This is a genomic window from Candidatus Poriferisodalis sp., assembly GCF_965237655.1.
Classification (GTDB): domain Bacteria; phylum Actinomycetota; class Acidimicrobiia; order Acidimicrobiales; family Poriferisodalaceae; genus Poriferisodalis.
Genome location: NZ_CBDEGB010000002.1, coordinates 2354498 through 2377098, shown reverse-complemented (window position 1 = coordinate 2377098; position 22601 = coordinate 2354498). Strand labels below are relative to the sequence as shown.

Here is a 22601-nt window from a genome sequence, read left to right as displayed (position 1 = left end):
CTCTAGAGTTGCGTCCGTGAGTCTGGTATTGCTCACGGAGTCTCATATCGGCAGTGCGCCCGGCGAGCGGAAGCGTCAGGCGCACTGCCGAGACTCACCCCGATCAGCGGCTTCGGCTTCTCTGCAGTGATCTGAAGACGATCGCCATACGTGACTCGGTTTCTCAGTCCGCACTGTCCATATCCTGGGAGCGCCCAATTGCCCGCTGATGCATTGTCCAGCGGAAATTAACGGTCGCTTGTCCGATATCACCGAGAAATCTGCATGACTGCATTCATCAGCAGGTCCGCTGCGGCTGACGTGCTTCAGAGTCGAACCGCGAGTGACACAGCTGCATTGCATTGCTGTCTCGTTGCAATAGCACTTGCATTGCTCATGCAGGATCAGACTGAAACCGTCTATTTGACACCTTGGCGCCTCGATCGCATCGCTGCTCCTGAGATCGCGCAACGCATCCCGGACATGCACGAATCGGGAATGCTCACCGGACTGGCAAACGAGGACATCGCAACTGCTGTCGACAGGGTTTTGGTCCAGAGGCTGCGCCGCGACATCGCAAATGTCCGCGCATGCGCCTAAACCGATTACGCAAGGCTTCATGTCCGACTGGATCCTTGCTTCACCTCCCCGCAGGAGACGCCCTCATGCTCAACGGCACACGACTCCGCCACAATGGAATCCGGTGCGGTGAGTGCAGCACTCCGGTGAGCTGCCTCACCGGGCAGACGACTTGTGATTCTTCTCAGACTCTCGCGCAGCCGTCCGGACCGTAGGCCTAGGAGGGTGGTCGGAAAGTCCGGGGGTGGGTCCTCGTGTTGGGGGGCGTGATCGCGGATGATGGTGGGGTGCGCGGTTCGGCTGATGGTCAGGGTTCGATTTTCGATGTCGGGGTGTTGGTGGGCGGCCTGCTCGACACCGAGGGGTTCTTGGTGACGTTGGGGCAGGCTCGGGGCGAGCTGTTCTGTGATGCCGATTTTGATGCGTTGTATGCGTCTGGCCGGGGTCGGCCGTCGCATCCGCCGTCGGTGGTGGCGGCGTTTGTTGTTGTTGCAGTTGTTCTATGGCGTGTCGGACCGTGAGGCGCAGCGGCGTTCGCGGTTCGACATGTCGTGGAAAGCGGCTTTGGGTTTGCCGCTGGAGCATCGGGGGATTGCTCATGTGGTGCTGGTGGAGTTCCGGGCGCGTCTGGTTCGCGCCGGGATGGAGTCCTTTTTGGGGGATCGTGTCAAGATCGCTGCCAAGCGCGCCGGGGTGATCGGCCATCGCCGCACGATGGACTCGACCGGTGTGGCGGACTGCGTGCTGACCCAGGACACGATCACGCTCATCAGGTCCGGGGTCCGCAGGTGCGTCGGGGTGCTGGGCGGGATCGACGCCGATGCCGGGGCGGAGCTGGCGGGGCTGTTGTCGCGTGACGACTACGACCGGGGGGCCAAGCCGCAGATCATGTGGGCAGACCCCCAAGCACGGGCGGCTCTGGTCGCGGAGCTGTTCGGCGACGCCGAGACCGTCATCGGGTTCTGCGCCCGTTTCGGGGACCCGGGCCTGGCTGGGGCGGTCGAGCTGTTGAGGGTCGTGGCGGGCCAGGACATCGAGATCGCCGCCGACGACGACGGAGCCCAGACCCCGCGGATAGCTCAACGGGTGGCCCCGGACCGGGTCATCTCCACGGTCGATCCCGACGCTCGGCACGGGCACCGTTCGCGCACCGACCGCTACGACGGCTACAAGCTGCACGTGTCCGCGGATGTGGACTCGGACCTGGTCTGCTCAGCGGCCGCGACGCTCGCGACCACCCACGACGCCGCTGTGATCGAAGACCTCATCGACGCCGACCCGGTCCCGGTCGCCGAGATCATCGCCGACACCCACTACGGATCGGGGCCCACCCGCCAAGCGATGGCCGACCGAGGCATCCACCTCGTCGCCCCCGCCCAGCCGATCCCGACCCGCGGCGACAAGCTCACCAAAGCCGACTTCGACATCGACCTCGAAGCAGCGACGGTCACCTGCCCGCAAGGGAACACCGCACCCATCCCGCCGCCGCGCGGCGCCAAACGGCGCCAGGCGCGGTTCGCAGCAACCGATTGTGCAGCATGCGAGCTCAAGCCCCGATGCACCACACGCGACGGCGGCCGAATCGTCGAGATCAACCCCCACGAAGAACTCCTCGCCCCCGCAAGAGCGCAACGATGGACACCGGAGTTCCTCAGCCGATACCGACTGCGAACCCAAGCCGAACGCAAAATCGCTCAGATCAAGTCCCGCACCAAAAACGTCCCCTGGCGCGGCCTCGACAAGGCCAACCTGTGGCTCGACCTGCGAATCGCCGCCCTCAACCTCGACCGCGCCGGCCGCCTCGGCATCATCAGGTAAAACACCCGCCCCGACCGGCGACCCCGGCCCCCACTGGCCGACCGACGATGCGCCTGGGCATCATCAAGCAGAACACCCGCGCCCAACCCACCCCGAACCACCGACCAGACAACCGCGCACGCTCAACAAACAACACACACCACACCCCAATTGCCGACCACCCTCCTAGGACTGCGCAGCACCGGCGTGCAAGAACACAGCAAGCGACTCGGACTCAACGAGCACAGTGCCCCGTCACGAGGCGCCGCCTCGGCGCGCAGCGTGGAACCCGCGTTCCGCGCTTGGGTGCCCAACTCTGTCGTCGGAGCAGAGGAGGGACTCCCGGGTAGCGAGGCCAGATCCGCCGAACTATGTCGCTGCCAGCGCAGTTCCGAGTGCTTCGGCAACGGCAGTTCCGAGCGCGGGCGGAACGGCGTTGCCGATCTGACGGTAGATCGCACTCTGAGCACCACGCCATTCCATGTCGACGGGAAAGCCCTGGATGGCGGCTGCCTCCTCAACCGTGATGCGCCGCAGGCGCGGGGGAATCCGTGAGCAGGGAGCACCGCCAGCAGCCAGGTGCGCGTGATAGCGAGTCACCCAGCAATCGTCGAGGCCGTCCAGACACACTTGGTCGACGATCGGGGTGCAATTGCCGCCCATCGACGCGAGAAGGGTCGGAGCGGGCCGGTCAAGCCGCATCGGCCGGCCCGCTCCGTTGAAGAGCATGCCGGCGAACGGCGAGCGCCGCATCACCGGCCTTCTCGCCGGAGTGACGCGTGCCGTGCACACGCTGTCGTTCCCGGGGCTGCGCCAGGGCGGCAGGGCATCCAGCGCGTCCCGGACAGCCGGCGGGCGCTCGGCGCTTGTCGGCGTCGGCGCCTCGAACGAGCTGCCCGGCGGGACGCCGATCAAGAACATTCGCTCTCGGGCTTGAGGCACTCCGTAGCGGGAGGCGTTCAGCAGCAGCACATGCGTCTCGTACCCAAGCTCCGCGGCCTTGTCCCGCAGCCCGTCGAGCAGCCGGGACCATCGCCGATTCGCCGCGAGGGCCTTGACGTTCTCCATGACGAAGCCACGCGGACGAGCGGCTTCCACCGCGTCCAAGAAGCGCCAGACATGCCTGGATCGCGGATCGCCGAGGTCCATCTTGCCCGCTACCGAGAACCCCTGGCACGGCGGCCCGCCGATGACGACGTCAACTTCGACATCGCGAAGATCAGACAAGTGCCGGTCGAGATCGCCGCAGACGCACAAGTGCCCACGCCCGCCGAGATGCGGCAGCCGATCGGCGAGACGCTTCAAGGACGCCGAGTAAGTCTCGATCGCTGACTGGTCGATGTCGATCGAGTACAGGGGGATGTAGCCAGCCGCGACGAAGCCGATGTCAAGGCCGCCTGCTCCGCAATAGAGCGATGCGAGCGTGAATCCCTTGCCGTGCACTGTTGACACCATGGACAATCTCCGTTTGGAGAGTAGGCAGCTTGACGGAACCGGTCCCTCAATTCGCCGCGCTGAACCGGTGCCTGCTTGCCAGGCGAGGCCCATGGGCCAACTCGTCTCCCGATCATGCGGCTGCGCGACCGGCCACCCACCTGTCCTGGTGCCGTGGAGGACGACCTCGCTGCAAGTTCGAGCGACCTTTCGCGCGTCATTCGGGGACTTCAGCTGCCGCTCGACGCCTCAATCGAGCACACCGTCCTGGTGGAGGCGCACCGGGTGCTTCTGGACAAAGGCGTTCCGGCATCCGAGCAGGCGAGCGCCGTGGCCGCTGACATGCGCCGATGAGAAGCCGACGGTGACTGTCCCATACGGCTTGCGCGCCTCATCCACCGCGTTCTCGACGTGGGTTCGTCTGAACTCGACTGAAGGTTCGCCAAGAACTACCTGAAGAACCACGGCAAGCTGTCGCTGGACTTCCGACTCGGATCTCGCGGAGTGAGGCAGCTGCTCAGCAACGCCGATCTAGCGATGCCCCTCCTGACCAACGAGCAGATGTCGTGCGCGCAAGCGGCACGCAATCTCGGAAGCCCGTTCAGCGATGGCGTCTACAACTGGAGGCAGCTGAGGGAAGTCACCTCCGCCGTCTCTGCGCGACGACCGGAAGTGACACGAGCGTCAGCGGAGAATCTGCTTCGCAGCGACCAATGGGACCCACAGCAAGCCGTCAACGAGCACATCATCCGCCGCCGGAACGCCGCCGAAGTGCCGTAAGCGTTCAGCGATCGAATCTCTGAACTGGGCCAGTAGTCCGTGTTCGAATTGGCGCCCGGCGATGCTGACCAGCGGCTTTGCTCGCTCGGCCAAGTCAGCTTTCAATGGCTCAACCGTTGCAGAGGGGGTGCTCTGCACTTCGATTCGGCGCTGTCTAGCTGCTGCGCGTGCCATCCAGACGGTGATTGTGCAGGTCAGAGCGCTGTCCGGTACACCTGCTCGTGCAACCGGAAACGCGGCGGCGCCGAGACTGGAACGCTGATGTTCGGCAGCTGGAACGCACCAGCACCTCCATAAGCATGCGTCTCGGGCCGAATACTGGGACTCGTGGCAGTCGGGAGTCGGAGTGTTCCCGCTGGTCAAAATGACGCAGTCCCGCCGTGCAGCGTTGTGGGCCTCCGGGAACCTCCGCTCACTATGTTCGCCGAGGATGCTGAAGCGCTCCTCTGCCTGCTGTGACGTCGGCCATAAGGGGGCCGCGGCGCGTCACGGGGAGGGAGCCGGCCGGGGCCGAGATCACGGTGGCAGCTGCCGCATCGGCGCCTCTCCCCCAGGCGCCCCCGGCAGGCCGTCCCGGCGCCGATCGCGCCCTGCTCGCCGGGGGGATCGTGCCGGGGCGCTGGCGCGGTCGAACGAATCGGTGGCCGACACATCGATCGCCGACGCTGTCCGCTCCCTGCGCTTGGAGCTCTCGGACCCCAGTCGGGACCTGCCTCGGATCGCCAAGGACCGAGCGGCGACGCCAGCAATCAGCGAAGCTGTGCGCACACTGCACACCGAGCACCGGATCGTCCTCGCAGACGCCGCTGATCCCACGATGTGGCGACAGCTCATCGGACAGGTGGACCTCGTCGTCACTTCCCCGCCGTATTGGAACCTGAAGGAATACTCGCGTCGCGACGGCCAGCTCGGCTCGATCTCCGACTACGAGGAGTTTCTCGATCGTCTCACACCGGTATGGCAGGCCTGCTACGAGGCGCTCACACCGGGAGGACGACTCGTGATCGTCGTCGGCGACGTGTGCCTGTCGCGGCGGCGCAACAACGGACGCCACACCGTCGTGCCGCTGCACGCATCCATCCAGGAGCAATGCCGCAAGATCGGTCTCGACAATCTGGCGCCGATCTTCTGGCACAAGATCGCCAACGCCCGCCACGAGAGCGGCGGCGGCAGCGGGGCCTGCCTCGGCAAGCCGTACGAGCCGAACTCGGTGCTGAAGAACGACATCGAGTACATCCTGATGCAGCGCAAGCCCGGCGGGTACCGGTCAGTGCCGCTCGAGAACAGGGTCCTGAGCGTTATCCCCAAGGATGTCCACAGCCAGTGGTTCCGCCAGATCTGGGACGGGCCGCCAGGCGCGTCCACCAAACAGCACCCTGCTCCGTTCCCCGAGGAACTGTCGGACCGGCTGATCCGCATGTTCAGCTTCGTTGGCGACACTGTCCTCGACCCATTCATGGGATCGGGCACCACACTCGTCAGCGCCGCCAAGTGGGGACGGCACAGCATCGGCATCGACATCGAACCCGCATATGTCGACATGGCACGTGAGCGACTCGAACAGATGCCGAACGCTTGGGTGCTCCCGTGACCATCACGAGGCACGGTGGCGTCGCTCAACTGCCTCGTGTCGCGGTGGTCGAGCCGTGTCCGCTGTCGTCCGGACGCCCATCGCATTGGTGAGATCGCCGCCCTCATCGGAGAGGCGTGAGGCAATGTCTCCGAGTCGGGCGAGCTCTCGGGCGGCATCGGCAACTCGCGGAGTCGGGTCACTGAGTCGCAGGCAACAGTACGGCAGGGCTCAGCGGGACTGCACCGGCTCGGACTCCCGAAAAGACAAGCAAGGGTGGACTCGCATCGTTGCGGCGTCGGCGGAGCCGTCTCCTCTGGTCAGCGTTGAGCCCGCCCCATATGCCGTAGTCCTCTTCGTTGTCGAGCGCGTATTGAAGGCACTCCCTGCGAACCTCGCAGCGATCGCATACTGTGAGGGCGGCGTGGGGTGACTTGCCGGGGCCGATATAGAAGGTGCTCGTATCGGCGCCCTTGCAAGCAGCGTCCGCACGCCAAGAGTCCTGGGATTGAGAGATCAGCCGGTCTAGAATAGTTGTCATTTGCAAATATTGTCATAAAACAACTATTCTTGCGTCAACGCCTTGCCGGGAAGTCAAGAGCCGGCAATCGCTGCAAGATTCTTGGACTCTGATTCGTGCAGTCGCGAAAGGCAGACCTGCGGACTCGCACTGAGCTGAGCTACGCCGAGCACCACTCACGAACGCAAGGGGCCTCGTCGCTGCGGCAACTGGGGCGCGTCGCAGCCAAGATGCCTCTCATTCGCATGGCCTAAGGCAGAAGCGTCGACCTGCATTCCGCACTGCGCACCGCGGCGGGCGACGAACTCGGGAGAACGTGTTCCGCGTCGGCGAAATTGTTCACGACCGTGCGCACCGTTGCCAGGAAACTGTCGATCTCCTTACTGCTGACGCCTCTCAGCAGTTCCGCCTCGAATGCCTCGAAACACTCGCGCATTTCGTCGATGAGATCCCGGCCTTGCTGCGTCAGCTTGAGATGGACCACGCGCCGGTCAGTCGCGGCACGCCTTCTGCGCAGCAACCGACGGTCGACCAGCTTCGTCACGAGGCGGCTTATCCGGGATGCGTCGATCTGCAACTGTCGTGCCAGCTGGGTCGCGTTCCACTCTCCCTGCTCACAGAACAGCCGCAGGACAGCAAATTCCTCTGATTCGAGACCGCAGCGGTCGATCTCGATCGAAGCGCCGGCGCTGATCACGTTCGCCAGTTCCGCGACGGCGCCGCCCAGCACGCCTGTGAGCCTGCTTCCGGCTGCGTCGCCGGACCCGCGCGACGGACACTGCAACTCTTCAGCGGCCATGGCGTGACGAGAGTCTCGGAGACTTGCGGGCAAATTGCATGAATTGCCCGAGACAATAGTGTGAATCAGCACGATTCTCGGTGCTCTCGGGTTCGGCGCCTCCCGAGACCGTCGGCAACGACAAATGCAGCAGCTGCTCAGCCCCTTCCACGGTCCCGGCCTGCCCCGCAGCCGCGCTGCTCCGACCATGATTGCCTCAGCCCGCACCGAGCACTCAGAGTCGCTCAGCAGTACTGCGGGGAGGCTTGCCCGCCGAGCCATGCCCACAGATCAGGATCACTGCCCAGGATCACTCGTGGCGATATGACAAACCCGCAGCAGCATGCTCCTACTGTCCTCGTGTGATTCCTGCCCTGGCAAGCAGGTCTGCTGCCACGCCGGCTTCGCGCCAGGTGGCGTACTGGATGCCTTTGCGTGCGGCGTAGTTCGCCGCGTGGGTGACGAACTCTGCTTCGACGCTGCTCATGTCCGGCTCGGCTTGCATCGCTTCGAGTTGCGCTTCGATGTCTCTACGGTCCTGCATCAGCTCCAGCCGTTTGATCGGCTTGACGCCTGAGGCAAGGCTTGTTTGCGAGTTAGCTCTCGGTGCCCCTGACCTGCGGGTTTGCTCGCCCGTGCGAGCGCCAAAAAGGGGACTCCACATTTGAAATGGGGGGTACTCCACATTTGGGTTTCGCTTGTTCAGAGCGGTTCTGCGCTGCCTCCGAGCAGTGTTTGTGCAGGCCAGGGCCGTATTTTGCAGCGTAACGCTCGATAAGAGGCGTCAATCTCGCCATGACGTGACGCCGCCGATGCCCGCCGCGAGCCGTTTCGCGCTGACTTTTTCGCCTACGGCAGGTCACGACGGCAGGTATTTGCGCTGGTCACAGCATCACGGAGGCGAATGTGGAGCATGTAGGCGTAGATGCCAGATCGCGGTCCGTGGCTGCCTTACGCACGAGGCGAGACGTGCGACGTTGCTTGCTCCGCTCGGTTTCTGAAGCACATCTATGAAATTCGGGTGCGTCTGCAGGTTCGGTGTGTCCATAATCGACCCATGGGCCTTGACATGGACGACTACGGATGCCCCGTAGCGAAACGCCGCGCCCCGGGGTGCTGTTGGGGGCGAAGTCTCGGTTGGGAGACGTGATGGGTCACGCCGAGGACGTGCCCGAGCAGGATCGCCGCGTGTATAGCGCTGTGTCCCGATTCGATCGTCCGGAACCTTCATCCCACTTGCAGCACATGGATTCGCTTCAGCGCAATCTCACACCGGACTTGGGGTATTGTCAAGGGCCAGTGGGATCTGCCCAGTGGCGGACAGCAGGACTGCCCGTTGGTGGCCAACAGAACTGCCCGGTGGTGGCCAGGTGTTCTGCCCGTGGGTCAGTTGGTCAGTGGCGTCACCCCCTTGCCGGCGGTGGCTTGGGTGAGGCGGATGCTGTCGCCGGCGGTCATGACGACGTGGGCGTGGTGGAGCAGCCGGTCGACGGTGGCGTTGGCGATGGTCTTGGGCATGAGTTCGTCGAACCCGGCGGGGTGAAGGTTGCTCGACAGGGCGATGGAGCGTTTCTCGTAAGCGGCGTCGACGACCCGGTAGAGCGCCTCGGCGGTCTCGGTGGTGACTGGGAGCAGGCCGATGTCGTCGATCACGATGACGTCGGAGCGCATGATCCGCCGGATGGCCTTGGCGGCGGTGTCGTCGGCGCTGTGGCGGCGCACGAGCGCGCCGAGGTGCTCGAGACTGAACCAGGACACCTTGTGGCCGGCATCGACGGCGGCCTGGCCGAGCGCTTCAAGGAAGTGCGTCTTGCCTGTGCCTGATGGTCCGCACACGACGAGGTTCTCGTGGCGGTGGATCCACTCCAGGGTGCGTAGCGCCCGCTGGGTCGGCGCCGGGATCGAGCTGACGGTTCCGTCCCAGATGTCGAAGGTCTTGCCGGTGGGGAACCCGGCCGCTTTGCGCCGGGCCCGGATTGAGGATGCTTGGCGGCCGGCGAGCTCCTCGGCCAGCAGTGCCCTCATTGCTTCGGCCGGTTCCCAGCGTTGTGCCTTGGCGGTGGCCAACAGGTCCGGTGCTGCGGCGCGCATGTGGGGTAGGCGCAGGGCGCGGAGCAAGTCGACGACCTCGTCGATCGGCGCTGGGTTCATCGGTCGCCTCCGAGGCGACCCCAAGCGGCGGTGCCGGGCTGCAGCGAGTGCGCGTCATCGGCGCGCCGGGGTTGTCCGGGCGGGTCAGCAGCCAGGATCGAGGCCAGGTCGCCGTCTGCGAAGCGGCCGAACATCGCGGAGTGGCCGAGCGCCCAATCAACGCGGACCTGGCCGTGGAGGCGGGCAAGGGTGACGGCTTGGGCCATCTTGACCTTCATGCGGGTCGTGCCCGCGGCGGCTGCTTCAACGAGCCAGGTGCGGGCGCCGTCTCCGATGGCGAGGAACTCGGTCTCGGCCGCGCTCGTCGGCTTCGGACGCCGCGCCAGTGGCCCAGCCGGGCGTGGCGGGTAGTGGGCGTCGTCGATCATCGGATGCCCGGGTGTCGAACTCTGGTGGCGGGCGACCTCGATTGGGCCTGACGGTGCGCAGTGGGTGACGACGACCTGGTCACCGTCGACGCGCACCCACACCGTCTCATCGGCGAGGGTGTGCGGGACCGAGTAGGTCACGCCGCCGAAGCTGACCGTGGAGCTCCAAGAGACTTTCCGGGTCTCCCCGAGCGCTGCCGTGTATGGGCGTTCGGGCAGCGCGTGCAGCCGGTGCCGTTCCTCGGTGAGCATCTCCACCGGCGCCCGCCGGGTCACCCGATGGACCCGCTCGTTCACCTCAGCGGTGAACGCCTCGCAGGCCTCGACCAGCTCGGCCCAACTGGCGTAGTCGCCGCGCAGGTTCGCGTCGGTTGGCACCAAGTCGGCCTTGGCGACCCGCACCGTCGCCTCGCTGCCGCCTTTGGATTCAGGGTCCGCCGGCACACACGTCGCGACCGTCACGCCGTAGTGGCCGCCGACCGCAACGATCTCCGGATGGCGCACGGCGATCCCGGCGACGTGGTCGATCGTGACCGTGCGCTCGTTGTCGGTGAGCCAATACGTCGCAGCGCCGCCAAAGGCTCGCATCGCCCGATCCACACAGGCGATCACCGTGGGCAGGGTGCGGTCCCAGGTCGCGACCGGCACCCGGAACCTCGACCACGCCAGCCACGCGCAAAACAGATTCGTCCGCCGCCCGGCGATGACCGGGCCCGCGCCCCAGTCCCACTGCGCCCACATGCCCGGCTCGGGGATCCACGGCCGATACACCCGCCGCCGACCCGCCCGGAAGCTCTTCTTGGCCTCCGCCACTGCTCGGCGCACCGTGCGATCCGAACCCTCGAACCCCAACGCTTTCAGCTTGGCGTGGCAACGATCGGCGCGGATCTTGCCACAGGAGCGCTCCACCCACTCCTCGATCTTCGGCAGCCACGGATCGATGATCCGTTTCCGCCGCACCGGGCCCACACCCCCCAGCCGACCCTCGTCGCGCTCAGCCACATACGCGGCGACGGTGTGATGCGAACAACCGGCCAGCTCGCCGGCATCCCGGAACGACCCAGTCAGGTCGAACGCTTCCAACATGTTCATGATTTCCTCGCGAGACTTCACTTGCTCCTCCTGCTCGATGGTCACGGTTGTGGTGACCGGCTATTCGAGTAGGAGGAGCACCCCGCCGCGGTGCACCCCGACGGGAAATGGACTTCAACGCGGGCAGTTCTGTTGGCCGCCGCTGGGCAGAACCGTCGGCCGCCAGCGGGCAGCTACATGGCCGCCACTGGGCAGGATCTCATGGCCGCCGACAGGGTATGCCGCGGTGCCACAGAACTATGTCCGTGGACCTGCTCAGGCATCTGCTGTGGCGCTACAGAAACAGATCGGACAGTTCTCGGCACAATTCGTCAACGAGTGGCGAGTGCATGTCGATCCTACGGAAATACTGAACTCTGAGCATCTCGCTGCATTGATCGAAAACGGCTGGTATCTGCCCTTATCGGCACCCGAGAGCGACCTCTGCGCAGCCGCCGAACTCTTTCAGCATGATCCGGCTGGCGCAAACGGGCGGATGTGCCAGTTGGTCACGAATCAAATTGACCGGATTGAAAGAGACGTCGTCCAAGGGTTTCCGAACAGGGCGGCGATACTGCACGACGCGTTTGCAGCACATCGAGAACAGCAGTTCAATCTGTCGGTTCCGGTGTTCTTCACGCAAATCGACGGATTCTGGCATGACCGTTGCAAACGCAGTCTGTTTCACGGAGACATTGAGGAAATCGTCGCTGCCGCTCAAGGCGATCAAGTCGAAGGTGGACTTATTGAGCGCCTGCTGGAAGCTCTGAAGAATCCCAGGTGGAAGATGAAGCAAAGCGAGGGACAACGCGCCGTGGGTTTCTCAGAACTCAACAGGCATCAAGTTCTTCATGGCGAGGTGACCGATTACGGCGCTGAGGAGAACAGCCTCAAAGCGATCGCCCTGCTGCATTTCAGCAGCGTCATCCTGCCGTCACCGGAGGAATGAACGATCGGCTACCCGAGCGGCATCCGTTCGATCCACCATGCCAGCGCCATCGCGGCTGCTTCCCCCGCGTACTTAGAATCCCCGAGTCATGAGCGACAGCGGACACCGGGACCTGGGCGAGATATTCGCCCAACTCGAACATGTGGACGATCCTGACGTTCACGAGAAGGCCAAGACGAACCCGACGCTGGCTGCCGCTTACAAGATGCTGCGACCGGGCAACTGGCTCACTAGCCCTGATTATTCACGAGAATGCCTGTTCAGGGTTTATGGGTTGTGTTTTGGTGTGTCGGGCGGGTTTGTCGGCTTGACGGGACCCGGTGGGTGTTGTTTGGTGCCGCTGGGGTGGTCGCAGGGCCGGTGTTGGACCCTGACATGGGTGTGTGGGCGCGACGGGTCGGCCGCCGCGTGAGCGGCGCTGTTGGCGGCTGGGGGTGCGGGGTGCTCAGTTGGGGTGCTGGGCGGCGAGCAGGCTTCGGGTGCCGGGGTGTGCGGTGGGGAGCCGCAGCCAGGTGCGTCGGCCGGTTTCGCATACGAGCGCGGGCAGGTGCCACAGCTGCCAGCGGAGCCGTTTGGGTGCCGCGCGTTTGAGCGGTCCGGCAAGGCGCTGTGTCTGGAACCAGTGCACGAGCGCGGCGCTGATCATGCACAGCGCTGCCCATGCACAGTTGGCGTCCCAGGCTGTGAAGGGCATGCGGGCCAGTCCGCTGTCTTTGAGGCGGGCTATGGCGTCCTCGACGTCGGCGTGCTTGCGCATGAGACGGTCGAGCCGGGCGGGGCTGCCCGCAGCGTCGGTGAGGAATCCCCAGTAGCGGAAGTTCTCGGACGCGAACAGGCTGCGCTGCGCGCCCGGATGCAAGGGCTCGCGTCGGATGATCAGCCGTGTCCGCGCTGGCCAGCCCGACAGGTCCACCAGGTCGGTGAGCTCGGCGACGTGCGCTTTGGGATGCCGCTGTTTGGGGTTCGGCACCCCCGGCGTCCACCGCCCTGGGTCGCAGCGGGCCGCAGCGATCGCGGCGTCGATGCCTGCTGTGGCCCGGGCGGACATGAAAAACGTCACGTTGCGGTCCCTGCACGCCGCGGCGATACGCGCCGAACAGCCTCCTGAGTCCAAGCGCAGCACCATCTCGCGTCCTGCGAGCGCCAGATCGTCGCCTGCCCGATGGCCTGCCGCGTCAGCGTCGGGCAGCACCGATATCGCAGCGTCGAGCACCTCGACGTGATCGGCGATGCTGTTCGCGGCCGCGTTGCCCGGGCGCAGCTTCGCCCACAACGGCTCCCCGTCCGCGGTCGAGCAGATCATCGGGTGGAACCCGTACCCGCCCTTGAAATGCGGCGCCGCACCCGCCTTGTTGGGCGAGTGGACCTCCACCAGCGTCGAGTCGATGTCGACCACCAACGGACCCGAACCGCGGCGCTGGGACCACACTCGCTCACGCGCCTCGGCCGCGGCTGCCCACAGCCCGCCCAGCGCCGAGGCGTCGATGCCCCGCAGCGCCCGATACAGCGTCGAGTCCGACCCCACCGCCCCGAACAGCTCCCGCTGAGACCGCAGATGCTCGATATCTGTGCACGCCTCACCGCCGCCGGCGAGCACCAACAGCAAATGCGCCAACAGCCGGCCCCGGTCATGGACCGGGGCGCGCTCGCCGCGGCGCGGCACCGCCGCCGACAGCGCCTCGGTCAGCCCGACCCGGTCCGCGAAACCGCCCAAAGCGAACAGCCCCGCACCCCACACCACCCGATCCCCGCCGCCTGCCAGACGCGCGTTTGTCACACTGCTAAGTTTCACCTCGGAGATGCCCCCCTGAACTGCCGACCGCGTGCCTCGACAACACGCATCGTCGCAGATCAGAGGGGCTTTTCCGCGGACTCACACACCCAAGCCCACCAGACTCATGAAAAATCAGGGCTAGTCGCGTCACACCGGAGAATGCGCTGTCGATAGCTGTCGAGAGCGGTATTCCGGTCTGCTGGGTCCCGCCACCACAAGTGCTCACCGATCTTGCTGCAGCAGATCCCGACGACCGCGCGGATGTCCTGCGGGCGAACGAGGCGGGCGTGGTTGAACAGTGCGCTTCGCTGATCGAGGAATCGAACGATCCCGCGATCCGAGGCGCGCAAACTCTGACGAGATGCTCTCTCCGCGCGTACGCCGACAGCCATCACGAGGCGGCGATGGCACTCGCAGTCGCAGTCGCCGAACCGCTGGCGTTCGAGGCGGCTAAGGACCCGCGCGGGTAGGTGGCATCCACCGGTCGTTGGTGTGTCTCGCGTTTGATTGCGAGTGCATTCACCCGCCAACGACCAGTGGAGGCTTTCGGGATCATGACACGCGCTATGGACCCAGAGGTGTCAGACGCGATCTGGGCGGCGGTGGAGCCGCTGGTTCCGCCGCCTGATGACTCTCATCCGTTGGGCTGCCACAACCCCAGAATTCCCGACGAGGTGTGCTTTCGGGGGATCGTGATCCGGCTGGTGACGGGCGCGTCGTGGACCGACATCGAAGCGATCATGGGCCGCGTGGTGTCGGACACCACGCTGCGGCGCCGACGCGACGAGTGGATCGCTGCTGGGGTGTTCGAGCGGCTGCGCTGCGAGGCGCTGGCCGCGTTCGACCGAATCATCGGGCTCGACCTGGGTGTCGTGGCGCTGGACGGGTCGATCCACAAGGCGCCCTGCGGCGGCGAAGGGACCGGCAAAAGCCCCGTGGACCGGGGGAAACTGGGCTGGAAATGGTCAGTGGCCGCCGAACGCCACGGCATCCCGATCGCGTGGAGCATCGACGGCGCCAACCGCAACGACGTCGCCTTGCTCGAACCCACCCTCGACGCCGTGAACGCCACCGGGCTGCACCACGACATCGGCACCTTGAGCCTGGACCGCGGCTACGACTACCCCACGGTGCGCGCCGGGCTCGCCGCCCGCGGGATCACCGACCTCGACATCCAACGACGCGGCACCAAACCGCCGCCCGGCACGCCGCACCGGCTCAGCCTCGGGCTTCGCTGGATCGTCGAGGCCACCAACACCTGGTGGTCCAACTACGGGCAGCTGCGGCGCAACACCGACCGCAAGACCATCCACCGCCACGCCGCCCTGTGCCTGGCCACCACCGTCTTGATCACCGCACGCCTCATCGACCACCGCAACCGCTGGGCAAACCAGTGACAAACACACCTACCGGCTCGGCTCCTAAGAGGCCGCGTCAATAGGCGACCATCCACCAGTCGCCGGGTTGAATCACACCGGGTTTGGTGGAGGCTCTGTTCCTTGAGAGGATGGAGCGATGCCAGGAAATGGGAGATATCCAGCCGAGCTGCGTGAGCGTGCGGTGAGAATGGTGCTCGACAACGAGCGCTGCTATGGGTCGCAGTGGGAGGCGATCTGCTCGGTCGCCGACAAGCTGGGCCCGACCCCGGAGACGGTGCGGCTGTGGGTGCGCCGCGCTGAGATCGACGGCGGGACCCGGGCCGGGGTGACCTCAGCGGAGCGGGCTCGGATCAAAGAGCTCGAAGGCGAGAACCGTGAGCTGCGCCGAGCGAACGAGATATTGAAGGCGGCGTCGGCTTTCTTCGGGGCGGAGCTCGACCGCCAGTCGAAGCGATAGTGGCGTTCATCGACGCCCATCGCGACCGGTTCGGGGTCGAGCCGATCTGCGCTGTGCTCGCCGAGCACGGCGTCGGGATCGCCCCGTCCACCTATTACGCAGCCAGGTGCCGGCCGCCGTCGGCGCGGGCGCAGCGCGACGCCTGGTTGTGCGGAGAGATCGCTCGTGTGCACCGGGACAATTACGACGCGTACGGGGCGGCCAAGGTGTGGGATCACCTCAACCGCGTCGAGGGCATCACGGTGGCTCGCTGCACTGTGGAGCGGCTGATGCGCCAGCTGAGCCTCGAAGGGACCCGCCGAGGCGCCACGGTGCGCACCACCACCAGCGACCCCGACGCCTGCCGGCCCGCGGACCTGGTGAACCGGGATTTCACAGTGCCGGCCCCGAACCGGCTGTGGCTCGCCGATCTCACCTACGTGCGCACCCGCAGCGGCTGGGTGTACGTGTCGTTCATGATCGACGCCTATTCGCGCCGGGTCCTGGGCTGGCAGGCGTCGTGGTCGCTGCGCACCGAGCTGGCGCTCGATGCCTTGGAGATGGCCATCTCGGGGCGCCGCCGCGACGGCCACAGCATCGAGGAGGTGACTCATCACAGCGACCGCGGGTCGCAATATCTTTCCATTCGCTACAGCCAGCGCCTCGACGACAACGACATCGTCGCCTCGGTCGGAACCCGAGGCGATTCCTATGACAACGCCATGATCGAGAGCTTCAACGGCCTGTTCAAATGGGAGCTCGTCTACCCCCGGGGACCGTGGCAAGGACTGCGCGACGTCGAGTTCGCCACCCTCGAATACGTCGACTGGTACAACCACCGACGCAGCCACAGCGCCCTGCTGCCCGGCCGCGGCAGCTACACCACCCCCGCCGAACACGAAACCGCCTACTACCGTCAAACCGTCACAGCCACCCCGGCCGTGACTCAACAACCCGAGTCTCTACTGAACCCGGGGTGATTCATTGCTCAACTCGACAACCTGCACCCACCATGCGTCGATTCGGCCGCTGGTTCGAACCGGAATGATCGGCTCGGTGACGCCGGCCCACCGTGTCGAGGCTTCCCGCACCGCTGTCAAGGCGGCCTGCCGATCGCCGGCCTTCACCAGATAAGCCGCTCGCGCGGGCAGCACCGCCGCTCGCACGTCTGCTCGGCCGACCAACGTCACCTGATCCACAGCACAACCCGCCCTTGACCCACGCTTTCCCGCGTTCAGGGACGACCGTAGCGACAGCCAAACGAGTTGGCGCTGAACCTAGAGCCGCAGGTCAGCGCCCCGAGAAAATGGGCTGGGTAAGCGATCTCGGCGAAATTGGCAAGCGCATTTTGATGCGGATTGACTGTCGGATCGAGAAACCACAGGTCAGAGGCTTGTCCCTGTATCGGCCGGCAGATCGGACTTGCCATTTCACACCCGAACTGACAAATCCCGAATCATGCTGGTCACAACGTCGGTTCGTGCTGGGCTAGATCGACACAGCATCTTCCCACTTGTCTTTCAATGCGCACATCCCGCAGAAGTGATCCCCAGTTGCCTTCGTGCGGCACGAATCCTTCGATGAGCAGCGCCAGCCGCCTTCGATGCCGCCGCCGCCGTGGAAATCGTGATCCCTGTGTCGCTTGCCGTAGCGCGTCCCGCATCCGCCTGCGCATCGAACGCCCTTGCGGGCGCGCATCAGACGCCTGAGCCGGTGCCGTTCTTCACGCATTCTCGAAACCGCGGCGGCTTCGAGAAGCATGCTTCGCTCCTCCTCCGTCAGGTGATCTGGTAACACCAGGTCATCCGGTGCCCAAGTGCCCACCAACTTGGATCTTGCCGACATGAAGGCGGATTCGAGTTGACGCGCCTTCACTCGCTGACTCATGGTCATGAGTCGCTGGTAGCCCTCAAACATTTGGTTGCGGCGCCAACGGCGAAGCCGGTGCCTCCACGTAAGGTCACGCGTCTGTTCGTTCGTCAACCTGTCGCGCAACTCGTACGCGACCGTGGCATGCAGGAACCGGGTGAGCGCCCAACGGTTGACTCTGGGCCTCGCCTGGATGTACACCAAGATCAACAATGAGACCCCCGCGGCGAGTCCGCCGATGCCGCCCAGCACATCCCAAACGGTCGTATCCGACACGGACTCGGCGTCAACAACCACGAATACCTCCTCGGGACGCGACGCGGACCGCGCAGCGACCCCGATGCCGCCGTACACGCAAGATGCTGTTCATGCATCCCATGCTGCCAATGGGATGTGACACGAACGGCGGCGGCAGTCAGCGGGGTCCACTCCCCCGCACAGGAGGCATTCTACGAACTGGGGTCGGCGTTGACCTCGGCTGCTCAGCATCCGCGGGGACGATCCGAACGCTGCTGGTGATTGAGCGTCTGGAGTGCGAATCAGTGCCCCCTCCCCATCACCCGCCGTAGATATTCCACGGAGCACGGCTTGTCAGGGTGCCGGTGCAGCATGGCGTGCCAGTTCGGACATACAGGCACAAGACCGATGATCGGGTCGGCGGCTGCGCGCCGGCTGTCGGAAAGCGCTCGGTCAATCAGTGCTGTCCGGTTCAGTTGGAGGCAGCATCAGCACCCGGCCGTCTGTGGTCTTGGCTACCACCAGACGCGGCATGCTCGGGTGTCTCCACTCGCGGATGTCCGGTTTGTTGCCCTTGTACTTGTTGCAACGCGGATGCGCCGCTTGGAGGTTCTCCATGCCGTGCAGCACGCTCGTGTAGTAGGTGCCCTGACGGGCTTTGCCGTCCGCGTCGAGTTCGAACACCGCAAACCGCTTCGGAACCACATGCTCGACTTGCGCGCCCTTCAGCTTCATGACGGCACCGCACAGCCCGCATCTCTCCCCGTCGCGAATGTGCAGATAGTCAAGCACCTTGCGGCGATGCGCAGGCTTCCAGCGATCTGTCGCGTCCGGCTCATCCAGTTCGAGGTTCCAGCGCCAGAATCCGTCCATCGCAGCGATCGCCTTCTTCAGAAGTCCCTTCTGAGGTTCAGGCGGCAGACTGCTGAACGGGCACACCTGACCGGTCTCTGCAGCGGCCGGAGGCACCACTGGTACGGGTTCTTCGATCGGCACGATCGAACGGCACTTCGGAAACGCCGAGCAGCCCCAGAATTCGTTCCCGGCGTTGTCCCCCCGCTTGGCGACCCTGCGCACCATCGGCGCGTCGCACTTCGGGCAAGACATCTCTGCGGAGCCTTCGGGGATTCGAGGATCGGTGCGTTCGGAGGTCACGGACAGCTTCCTAGAGAACGTGGACTGTAGTTGGGACCAGCGCCCGCGGGTCGCCGAGCCAAGTGTCCGCTCAGAGTCAGGAGTTGGCTTCCGGGGGCACTGCCAGGACTTCACCGATGCGAGACAGCCAATCCGCTGGCACCCCCCGCTCCTCAGCAACCTCCGCCGCGATCTCGCCGACGATCCGCGGCCCGTCGCGCAGCGCATCATCGATCGTGGCGGTCGTGTCTCCTTCGCGCCACGCCAGGATGACCACTATCAGGTGTTGGCCAGTCGCGTTTGCCCAAGTCAGACGGGGCAAATTTTGGCCGATCCGTGAATCTCCACATGATTTTAGCCGAATCTCCACATTGGCCACGAGAGGGCAAAACCCCTGGTCAGAACGTTACGCGACGCTCCGAAGTCAGGCGCTGCTGGCGCAACTGGGCGCTGAGACTGCCATTTTCAGGGTGAATTCGGGGCGAAATGGGCTTCTTGGGGGGCTGAGCGCTCTCGCAAAGGGCCACGCCGAGGCGATGGCAGTTTGGCGTCGGCTGAGGGCTGATGCTGGCATCTGAGTGCCAGAGGCCGTCAAATGCTTGAGTCATCAAGCGCACACACGGCCTTGACGGCCGTTTCGAACTTGGGCGCGGCGCCCCAAACAGTGGTGGCGACGGCCTCGTCGAATCCTTCTTGCAACGCCGAGTAAGCGGCAGTTCCTGCTTGGAACACCGGGCTGTCCGCGTAACCGCCTGCAGGTCGTGGGGTCACGTTCCTGCCCAACCCGGCCGCCGCTGGCTCCCAAAGGTCGGCCATTCGCTTTCTGATCTCGTCAGCGACCGGCGGCTGAATCGCAAGTGCCCATAGGTCATACAGGTCACGACCGCGCTCTTTGATACCGTCATGATTTCTGTCTTGGGCGCGCCGATGGAGTGCGTCGAACTTGTTGACAGCGATCCATGCCGGTTTCGCGCACGGCATGACGAAGCCTCCCAGCTCAGGGTGCTCCTCGACCCATGCTGATTCACCTTGCAGGCACATCATCGACTTGACCTCGCGAGGCTCAACTAGGCCATCCGCGGAGGCATCGATGATCGATGTCTCAAACTTGATGTACCTCGGGACATCGCCGACCGTGAAGAATGACTTGAGGACCCGCTTGCCTTCGATCATCGGGATTGTGATGTCCGGGTCATCCGTGGCCCATTTCGCGATGCCGGATGAGGCACGCCGTTGTGCGTTGCGTTTCGCCTTGTCGGTATCTGCGACGAACAGCACCCCGTCGATGTCTTCCGAGTACCGGCGAACGAAACGCCATGCCGTCGCCAACGAGGTGCCGCCGCCGAATACCCAAGCCCCGACACGATTGTGGAGGGCACCATCTTCGGGAAGGTGTTTGCTTAACGCGTAGAGCGTGCGGACCAGCCAGTAGTCGTGGATGATCTGCTCTGGAGCAAGTTTCGTCTTTTCCGAGACCATCCCCACGGCCTCGGAAAAGGCCGCTCTGTCACTGGCAAACCCGCTGGAAGCGCTCGGGCCTTCGTCAGTGTCGATGTCGGTGTTGAGCGGAGTCGATTCGTTGAGGGCCTGGTCATAAGCGGCACGGGCAGCTTTCGAGCCGCTGCCATCAGCAGCACTCTTATCACCCTTGGTCCTCACGATGGTGGGGCGCACCGGTCTGCCTTGCCGCATGTGCGCACGGCGATGGTGCTCAGGCACTCAACGGCTTTGCCAACACCGCGCGGGCACGCCAATCAACGAACGAGTCATGATCAGGCATTGACGCGCTCAGGTCCTCCACTCGGGAATGGAACGCATTCGGCTGCCTGATCTCACCTTCGGCACCCCAGCGAAACCGCTCGGTGTCCACTTCGGCACCGTACCGGAGCCGGCCGAGATAGTCGCCGGACGTGATGACCTCGACTGCTTCATCCCAGTCCAAGTCGCCGCTTTCGAACATGCGCACGGCCTCAAGCAGAGTCACTTCGGCCCAACTGAGTTCGTGCCGCCGCTCGTTGTTGCGCTGCACGAATCTTGTGTGCTCCCAAGGTGACCTAGGGGGTCGCCCGACGCACCCGACGTCTTTGCGTCGAGGGTGTTGCGCAGTCCATCCCACCAGATTCAGGGCATTCCAGTTTGCGGCCCCGCCGCCTTCGCCGGCCAAGTAGAGGCTCGCCAAGCGGACGTTCACCGTTCTGGCTTGATCCTGCGGCGAACTGTCTTGATGCCAACACTTGCAGAAGAACCCGCGGGACACGCGCACAAGCGGATGCGCCGGGTCAGTAGCGATACGAGCCAAGGTGAACCGGAGCGAGGGCGACCAACCCGGGATTTCGTCAGTGAAGAAAAACGACTGCGCTGGCAGTTGGTCGATCCAAACCCGCAATTCCACAGCTTCGTCGCTCACAACCGAACCCTACTGGTCGCCACTTGGACGTGCAACTTCGTTGTAACGAACGAAAATACCCACCCAGGGGCGCACGAGGCCAGACGAGCCAAGAACGCAACCCGCCCCAAGACCTACGAGCCTCAACAGTCCGACGAACCGTCCTCCGCGACCCCTCCCTGGACCGACACCGGCGGCTCCGATGCCAGAACACCTCGCGGCACCTCCCTAACAGACGCTTCTCGCGCCACAGATGAGGCAGACGGCCCCCGAACACGTGGCTAAACGCGAAAAACGGGCCGAATCGGATGCAACTGGCCAACACAAACAGGGTGCACTGGCCAAGAAGTGACTATCGGGCCGCTTCCCGGGTGACGGCAGCCTCCGCGCCACCTTGACAATGCATCCGGCTGTGCGGATGCCCAACTGGCCGAGGTGCCGACGGACCCTGCTGTCGGGGTGTTCGAGGGCGTATGCCCGACCCCAGCCGGCCAGCCGGACTGCCGTCTTCACGACCCTGCGCACGATGCGGTCGCAGGCGGCTGCGAGTCGGCCGCGTCGTGGGGGCGGGGGTGGTGCCGACGGCGGCGTCGGTTTGCCGCCGGTGTGGGCGAGCCAGTCATCGGGCAGCCCCATCTCCTCGGCGATCTCAGCGGCCAGCGTCTCGATGAGATCGGCGCCTTCGACCAATGCCTCGTCGATCGTTGCCCCTGTGTCACCGTCACGGTGGACCATGGCGGCCGTCATCCCGTCGCGCACATAAACCCTCGCGTGCATGCCCTGAGCCGCGCGGCGCTCGCCAAGCTCGGTGAGCGCCGCGGCCCTAGCCGGGTCGATCTGGTCCTGCCGGGAGCGTCCGGCGTCACCCTCTGGATCAGTCACTGCAGTCGGCCCGCTGACTCGTTGCTCACCAGGCCCGCCATGTTCGTCTTGTCTGGCATGTCACGCAGCCGGGCGTCTTGTCGGTGCCTGAGGCAAGAAATTCGACGGGTGTCTCGGCAGGCCCGCGGCCTGAAGCCACGAAGCCGCATCACGACACGAACGACACATCGGGCGGAGTATCGAATGCGAGCTGCGCCATGCTCCTGGGAGTCCCGTCCGCGGCGAGACCGACGGCTTGGGTCTGGTCGTTGGCGCGTTCGCGATTCGATTGATGCGAGTGCCCATGGATCACGAGCCTGGGCTGTGTGCGTTCAACGGCTTCGGCGGGCAACTCCCGGCTGGCGACTGTTTCGGCTTGGGCGGCAGGACGAGGGCAGCGGCCATCAGTGTGGCGGCAGCCGCAGTGAGCAGCCGTTTCACTGTTCCTCGAAGCCCCATTCGACGTCCGACGGGCAGTGCTCGTTCAGATGTTGCGAACGACGCGGTGTGTAGTGGCCGCGATGCACGACGGGTTGAGCGGCGGCATTG

Annotated in this window: 21 protein-coding genes, 1 pseudogene and 1 other annotated feature; of the genes and pseudogenes, 9 read left to right on the top strand and 13 right to left on the bottom strand. The window is 65.0% G+C overall.

Annotation, left to right across the window (positions count from 1 at the left end; genetic code table 11):
• The first annotated feature begins 375 nt into the window (after window positions 1-375).
• The 3 genes from ACPXYO_RS19170 to ACPXYO_RS19160 all read left to right on the top strand — a co-directional run bounded on the left by ACPXYO_RS19170 (window position 376) and on the right by ACPXYO_RS19160 (window position 2376).
• Window positions 376-579, top strand: coding sequence for a hypothetical protein (locus tag ACPXYO_RS19170; protein ID WP_423923740.1), 204 nt, complete (start codon window positions 376-378; stop codon window positions 577-579).
• A 245-nt stretch (window positions 580-824) separates the two neighbouring features.
• Window positions 825-1079, top strand: coding sequence for a hypothetical protein (locus tag ACPXYO_RS19165; protein ID WP_423923782.1), 255 nt, complete (start codon window positions 825-827; stop codon window positions 1077-1079).
• Window positions 1042-2376: a transposase gene (locus tag ACPXYO_RS19160; RefSeq protein ID WP_423923780.1), complete on the top strand. Its 1335-nt coding sequence runs from the start codon at window positions 1042-1044 to the stop codon at window positions 2374-2376. The genes ACPXYO_RS19165 and ACPXYO_RS19160 overlap by 38 nt, the downstream gene beginning before the upstream one ends.
• A gap of 348 nt (window positions 2377-2724) precedes the next feature.
• Here the strand turns inward: ACPXYO_RS19160 and ACPXYO_RS19155 are convergent, their stop codons facing one another.
• Window positions 2725-3810, bottom strand: a complete 1086-nt coding sequence (locus tag ACPXYO_RS19155) for a DNA cytosine methyltransferase (RefSeq protein WP_423923742.1) — start codon at window positions 3808-3810, stop codon at window positions 2725-2727.
• 114 nt (window positions 3811-3924) lie between these two features.
• Between ACPXYO_RS19155 and ACPXYO_RS19150 the strand changes: the two genes are divergently transcribed.
• The 3 genes from ACPXYO_RS19150 to ACPXYO_RS19140 all read left to right on the top strand — a co-directional run bounded on the left by ACPXYO_RS19150 (window position 3925) and on the right by ACPXYO_RS19140 (window position 6160).
• Complete coding sequence (locus tag ACPXYO_RS19150; protein WP_423923744.1) at window positions 3925-4143, top strand: hypothetical protein; 219 nt, start codon at window positions 3925-3927, stop codon at window positions 4141-4143.
• A gap of 150 nt (window positions 4144-4293) precedes the next feature.
• Window positions 4294-4569, top strand: a complete 276-nt coding sequence (locus tag ACPXYO_RS19145) for a hypothetical protein (RefSeq protein WP_423923746.1) — start codon at window positions 4294-4296, stop codon at window positions 4567-4569.
• Between the two features lie 640 nt (window positions 4570-5209).
• On the top strand, window positions 5210-6160 hold the full coding sequence (locus ACPXYO_RS19140; protein ID WP_423923748.1) for a DNA-methyltransferase: 951 nt from the start codon (window positions 5210-5212) through the stop codon (window positions 6158-6160).
• A gap of 178 nt (window positions 6161-6338) precedes the next feature.
• Here the strand turns inward: ACPXYO_RS19140 and ACPXYO_RS19135 are convergent, their stop codons facing one another.
• The 5 genes from ACPXYO_RS19135 to istA form a co-directional block, all read right to left on the bottom strand.
• Window positions 6339-6680, bottom strand: coding sequence for a WhiB family transcriptional regulator (locus ACPXYO_RS19135; RefSeq protein WP_423923750.1), 342 nt, complete (start codon window positions 6678-6680; stop codon window positions 6339-6341).
• A 229-nt stretch (window positions 6681-6909) separates the two neighbouring features.
• Window positions 6910-7458 (bottom strand): MarR family winged helix-turn-helix transcriptional regulator, encoded by a 549-nt coding sequence (locus ACPXYO_RS19130; RefSeq protein WP_423923752.1) that lies wholly within the window; start codon window positions 7456-7458, stop codon window positions 6910-6912.
• 328 nt (window positions 7459-7786) lie between these two features.
• Window positions 7787-7981 (bottom strand): hypothetical protein, encoded by a 195-nt coding sequence (locus ACPXYO_RS19125; RefSeq protein ID WP_423923754.1) that lies wholly within the window; start codon window positions 7979-7981, stop codon window positions 7787-7789.
• A gap of 842 nt (window positions 7982-8823) precedes the next feature.
• Entirely contained in the window at window positions 8824-9588 is a 765-nt protein-coding gene (gene istB / locus ACPXYO_RS19120; protein ID WP_423916039.1) for an IS21-like element helper ATPase IstB, read from the bottom strand.
• On the bottom strand, window positions 9585-11069 hold the full coding sequence (gene istA / locus ACPXYO_RS19115; protein WP_423918680.1) for an IS21 family transposase: 1485 nt from the start codon (window positions 11067-11069) through the stop codon (window positions 9585-9587). Before istA ends, istB begins: the two co-directional genes overlap by 4 nt.
• A gap of 205 nt (window positions 11070-11274) precedes the next feature.
• On the opposite strand from istA, the gene ACPXYO_RS19110 reads away from it, so the two are divergent.
• A complete protein-coding gene (locus ACPXYO_RS19110; protein WP_423923778.1) occupies window positions 11275-11976 on the top strand; it encodes a hypothetical protein in 702 nt (233 codons plus the stop codon).
• Between the two features lie 445 nt (window positions 11977-12421).
• Here the strand turns inward: ACPXYO_RS19110 and ACPXYO_RS19105 are convergent, their stop codons facing one another.
• Window positions 12422-13753 carry an IS1380 family transposase gene (locus tag ACPXYO_RS19105; RefSeq protein ID WP_423923776.1) on the bottom strand — a complete coding sequence of 444 codons (1332 nt, stop codon included), beginning with the start codon at window positions 13751-13753 and terminating at the stop codon, window positions 12422-12424.
• Window positions 13754-14316: 563 nt separating this feature from the next.
• Here ACPXYO_RS19105 and ACPXYO_RS19100 point away from each other — a divergent pair.
• Together ACPXYO_RS19100 and ACPXYO_RS19095 are read left to right on the top strand one after the other, a co-directional pair.
• Entirely contained in the window at window positions 14317-15147 is an 831-nt protein-coding gene (locus tag ACPXYO_RS19100) for an IS5 family transposase (protein ID WP_423918737.1), read from the top strand.
• A gap of 118 nt (window positions 15148-15265) precedes the next feature.
• A protein-coding gene (locus ACPXYO_RS19095; protein WP_423923774.1) for an IS3 family transposase occupies window positions 15266-16545 on the top strand; the annotation gives its coding sequence in 2 pieces (ribosomal slippage) (window positions 15266-15545 and window positions 15545-16545; 1281 coding nt in all).
• Window positions 15544-15672: a sequence feature (AL1L pseudoknot), on the top strand. It overlaps the preceding gene by 129 nt.
• Before the next feature lie 508 nt (window positions 16546-17053).
• Here the strand turns inward: ACPXYO_RS19095 and ACPXYO_RS19090 are convergent.
• The 6 genes and pseudogenes from ACPXYO_RS19090 to ACPXYO_RS19065 form a co-directional block, all read right to left on the bottom strand.
• Window positions 17054-17731 carry a hypothetical protein gene (locus tag ACPXYO_RS19090; RefSeq protein WP_423923760.1) on the bottom strand — a complete coding sequence of 226 codons (678 nt, stop codon included), beginning with the start codon at window positions 17729-17731 and terminating at the stop codon, window positions 17054-17056.
• A 936-nt stretch (window positions 17732-18667) separates the two neighbouring features.
• Window positions 18668-18772 (bottom strand): annotated as a pseudogene (locus ACPXYO_RS19085) (topoisomerase DNA-binding C4 zinc finger domain-containing protein); the annotation flags it as partial.
• A 130-nt stretch (window positions 18773-18902) separates the two neighbouring features.
• Window positions 18903-19082, bottom strand: coding sequence for a hypothetical protein (locus ACPXYO_RS19080; RefSeq protein WP_423923762.1), 180 nt, complete (start codon window positions 19080-19082; stop codon window positions 18903-18905).
• A gap of 314 nt (window positions 19083-19396) precedes the next feature.
• Window positions 19397-20479 (bottom strand): nucleotidyl transferase AbiEii/AbiGii toxin family protein, encoded by a 1083-nt coding sequence (locus tag ACPXYO_RS19075; RefSeq protein ID WP_423923764.1) that lies wholly within the window; start codon window positions 20477-20479, stop codon window positions 19397-19399.
• Between the two features lie 37 nt (window positions 20480-20516).
• Window positions 20517-21212, bottom strand: coding sequence for a hypothetical protein (locus ACPXYO_RS19070; RefSeq protein WP_423923766.1), 696 nt, complete (start codon window positions 21210-21212; stop codon window positions 20517-20519).
• 207 nt (window positions 21213-21419) lie between these two features.
• Complete coding sequence (locus tag ACPXYO_RS19065; RefSeq protein WP_423923768.1) at window positions 21420-22073, bottom strand: hypothetical protein; 654 nt, start codon at window positions 22071-22073, stop codon at window positions 21420-21422.
• Between the last annotated feature and the right edge of the window lie 528 nt (window positions 22074-22601).

Bases quoted from the DNA above. Each gene is read 5' to 3' on its own strand.
- ACPXYO_RS19170 (WP_423923740.1), top strand. From the start codon at position 376: ATGCAGGATCAGACTGAAACCGTCTATTTGACACCTTGGCGCCTCGAT.
- ACPXYO_RS19155 (WP_423923742.1), bottom strand. From the start codon at position 3,810: ATGGTGTCAACAGTGCACGGCAAGGGATTCACGCTCGCATCGCTCTAT.
- ACPXYO_RS19150 (WP_423923744.1), top strand. From the start codon at position 3,925: ATGCGGCTGCGCGACCGGCCACCCACCTGTCCTGGTGCCGTGGAGGAC.
- ACPXYO_RS19135 (WP_423923750.1), bottom strand. From the start codon at position 6,680: ATGACAACTATTCTAGACCGGCTGATCTCTCAATCCCAGGACTCTTGG.
- ACPXYO_RS19130 (WP_423923752.1), bottom strand. From the start codon at position 7,458: ATGGCCGCTGAAGAGTTGCAGTGTCCGTCGCGCGGGTCCGGCGACGCA.
- ACPXYO_RS19125 (WP_423923754.1), bottom strand. From the start codon at position 7,981: ATGCAGGACCGTAGAGACATCGAAGCGCAACTCGAAGCGATGCAAGCC.
- istB (WP_423916039.1), bottom strand. From the start codon at position 9,588: ATGAACCCAGCGCCGATCGACGAGGTCGTCGACTTGCTCCGCGCCCTG.
- ACPXYO_RS19100 (WP_423918737.1), top strand. From the start codon at position 14,317: ATGGACCCAGAGGTGTCAGACGCGATCTGGGCGGCGGTGGAGCCGCTG.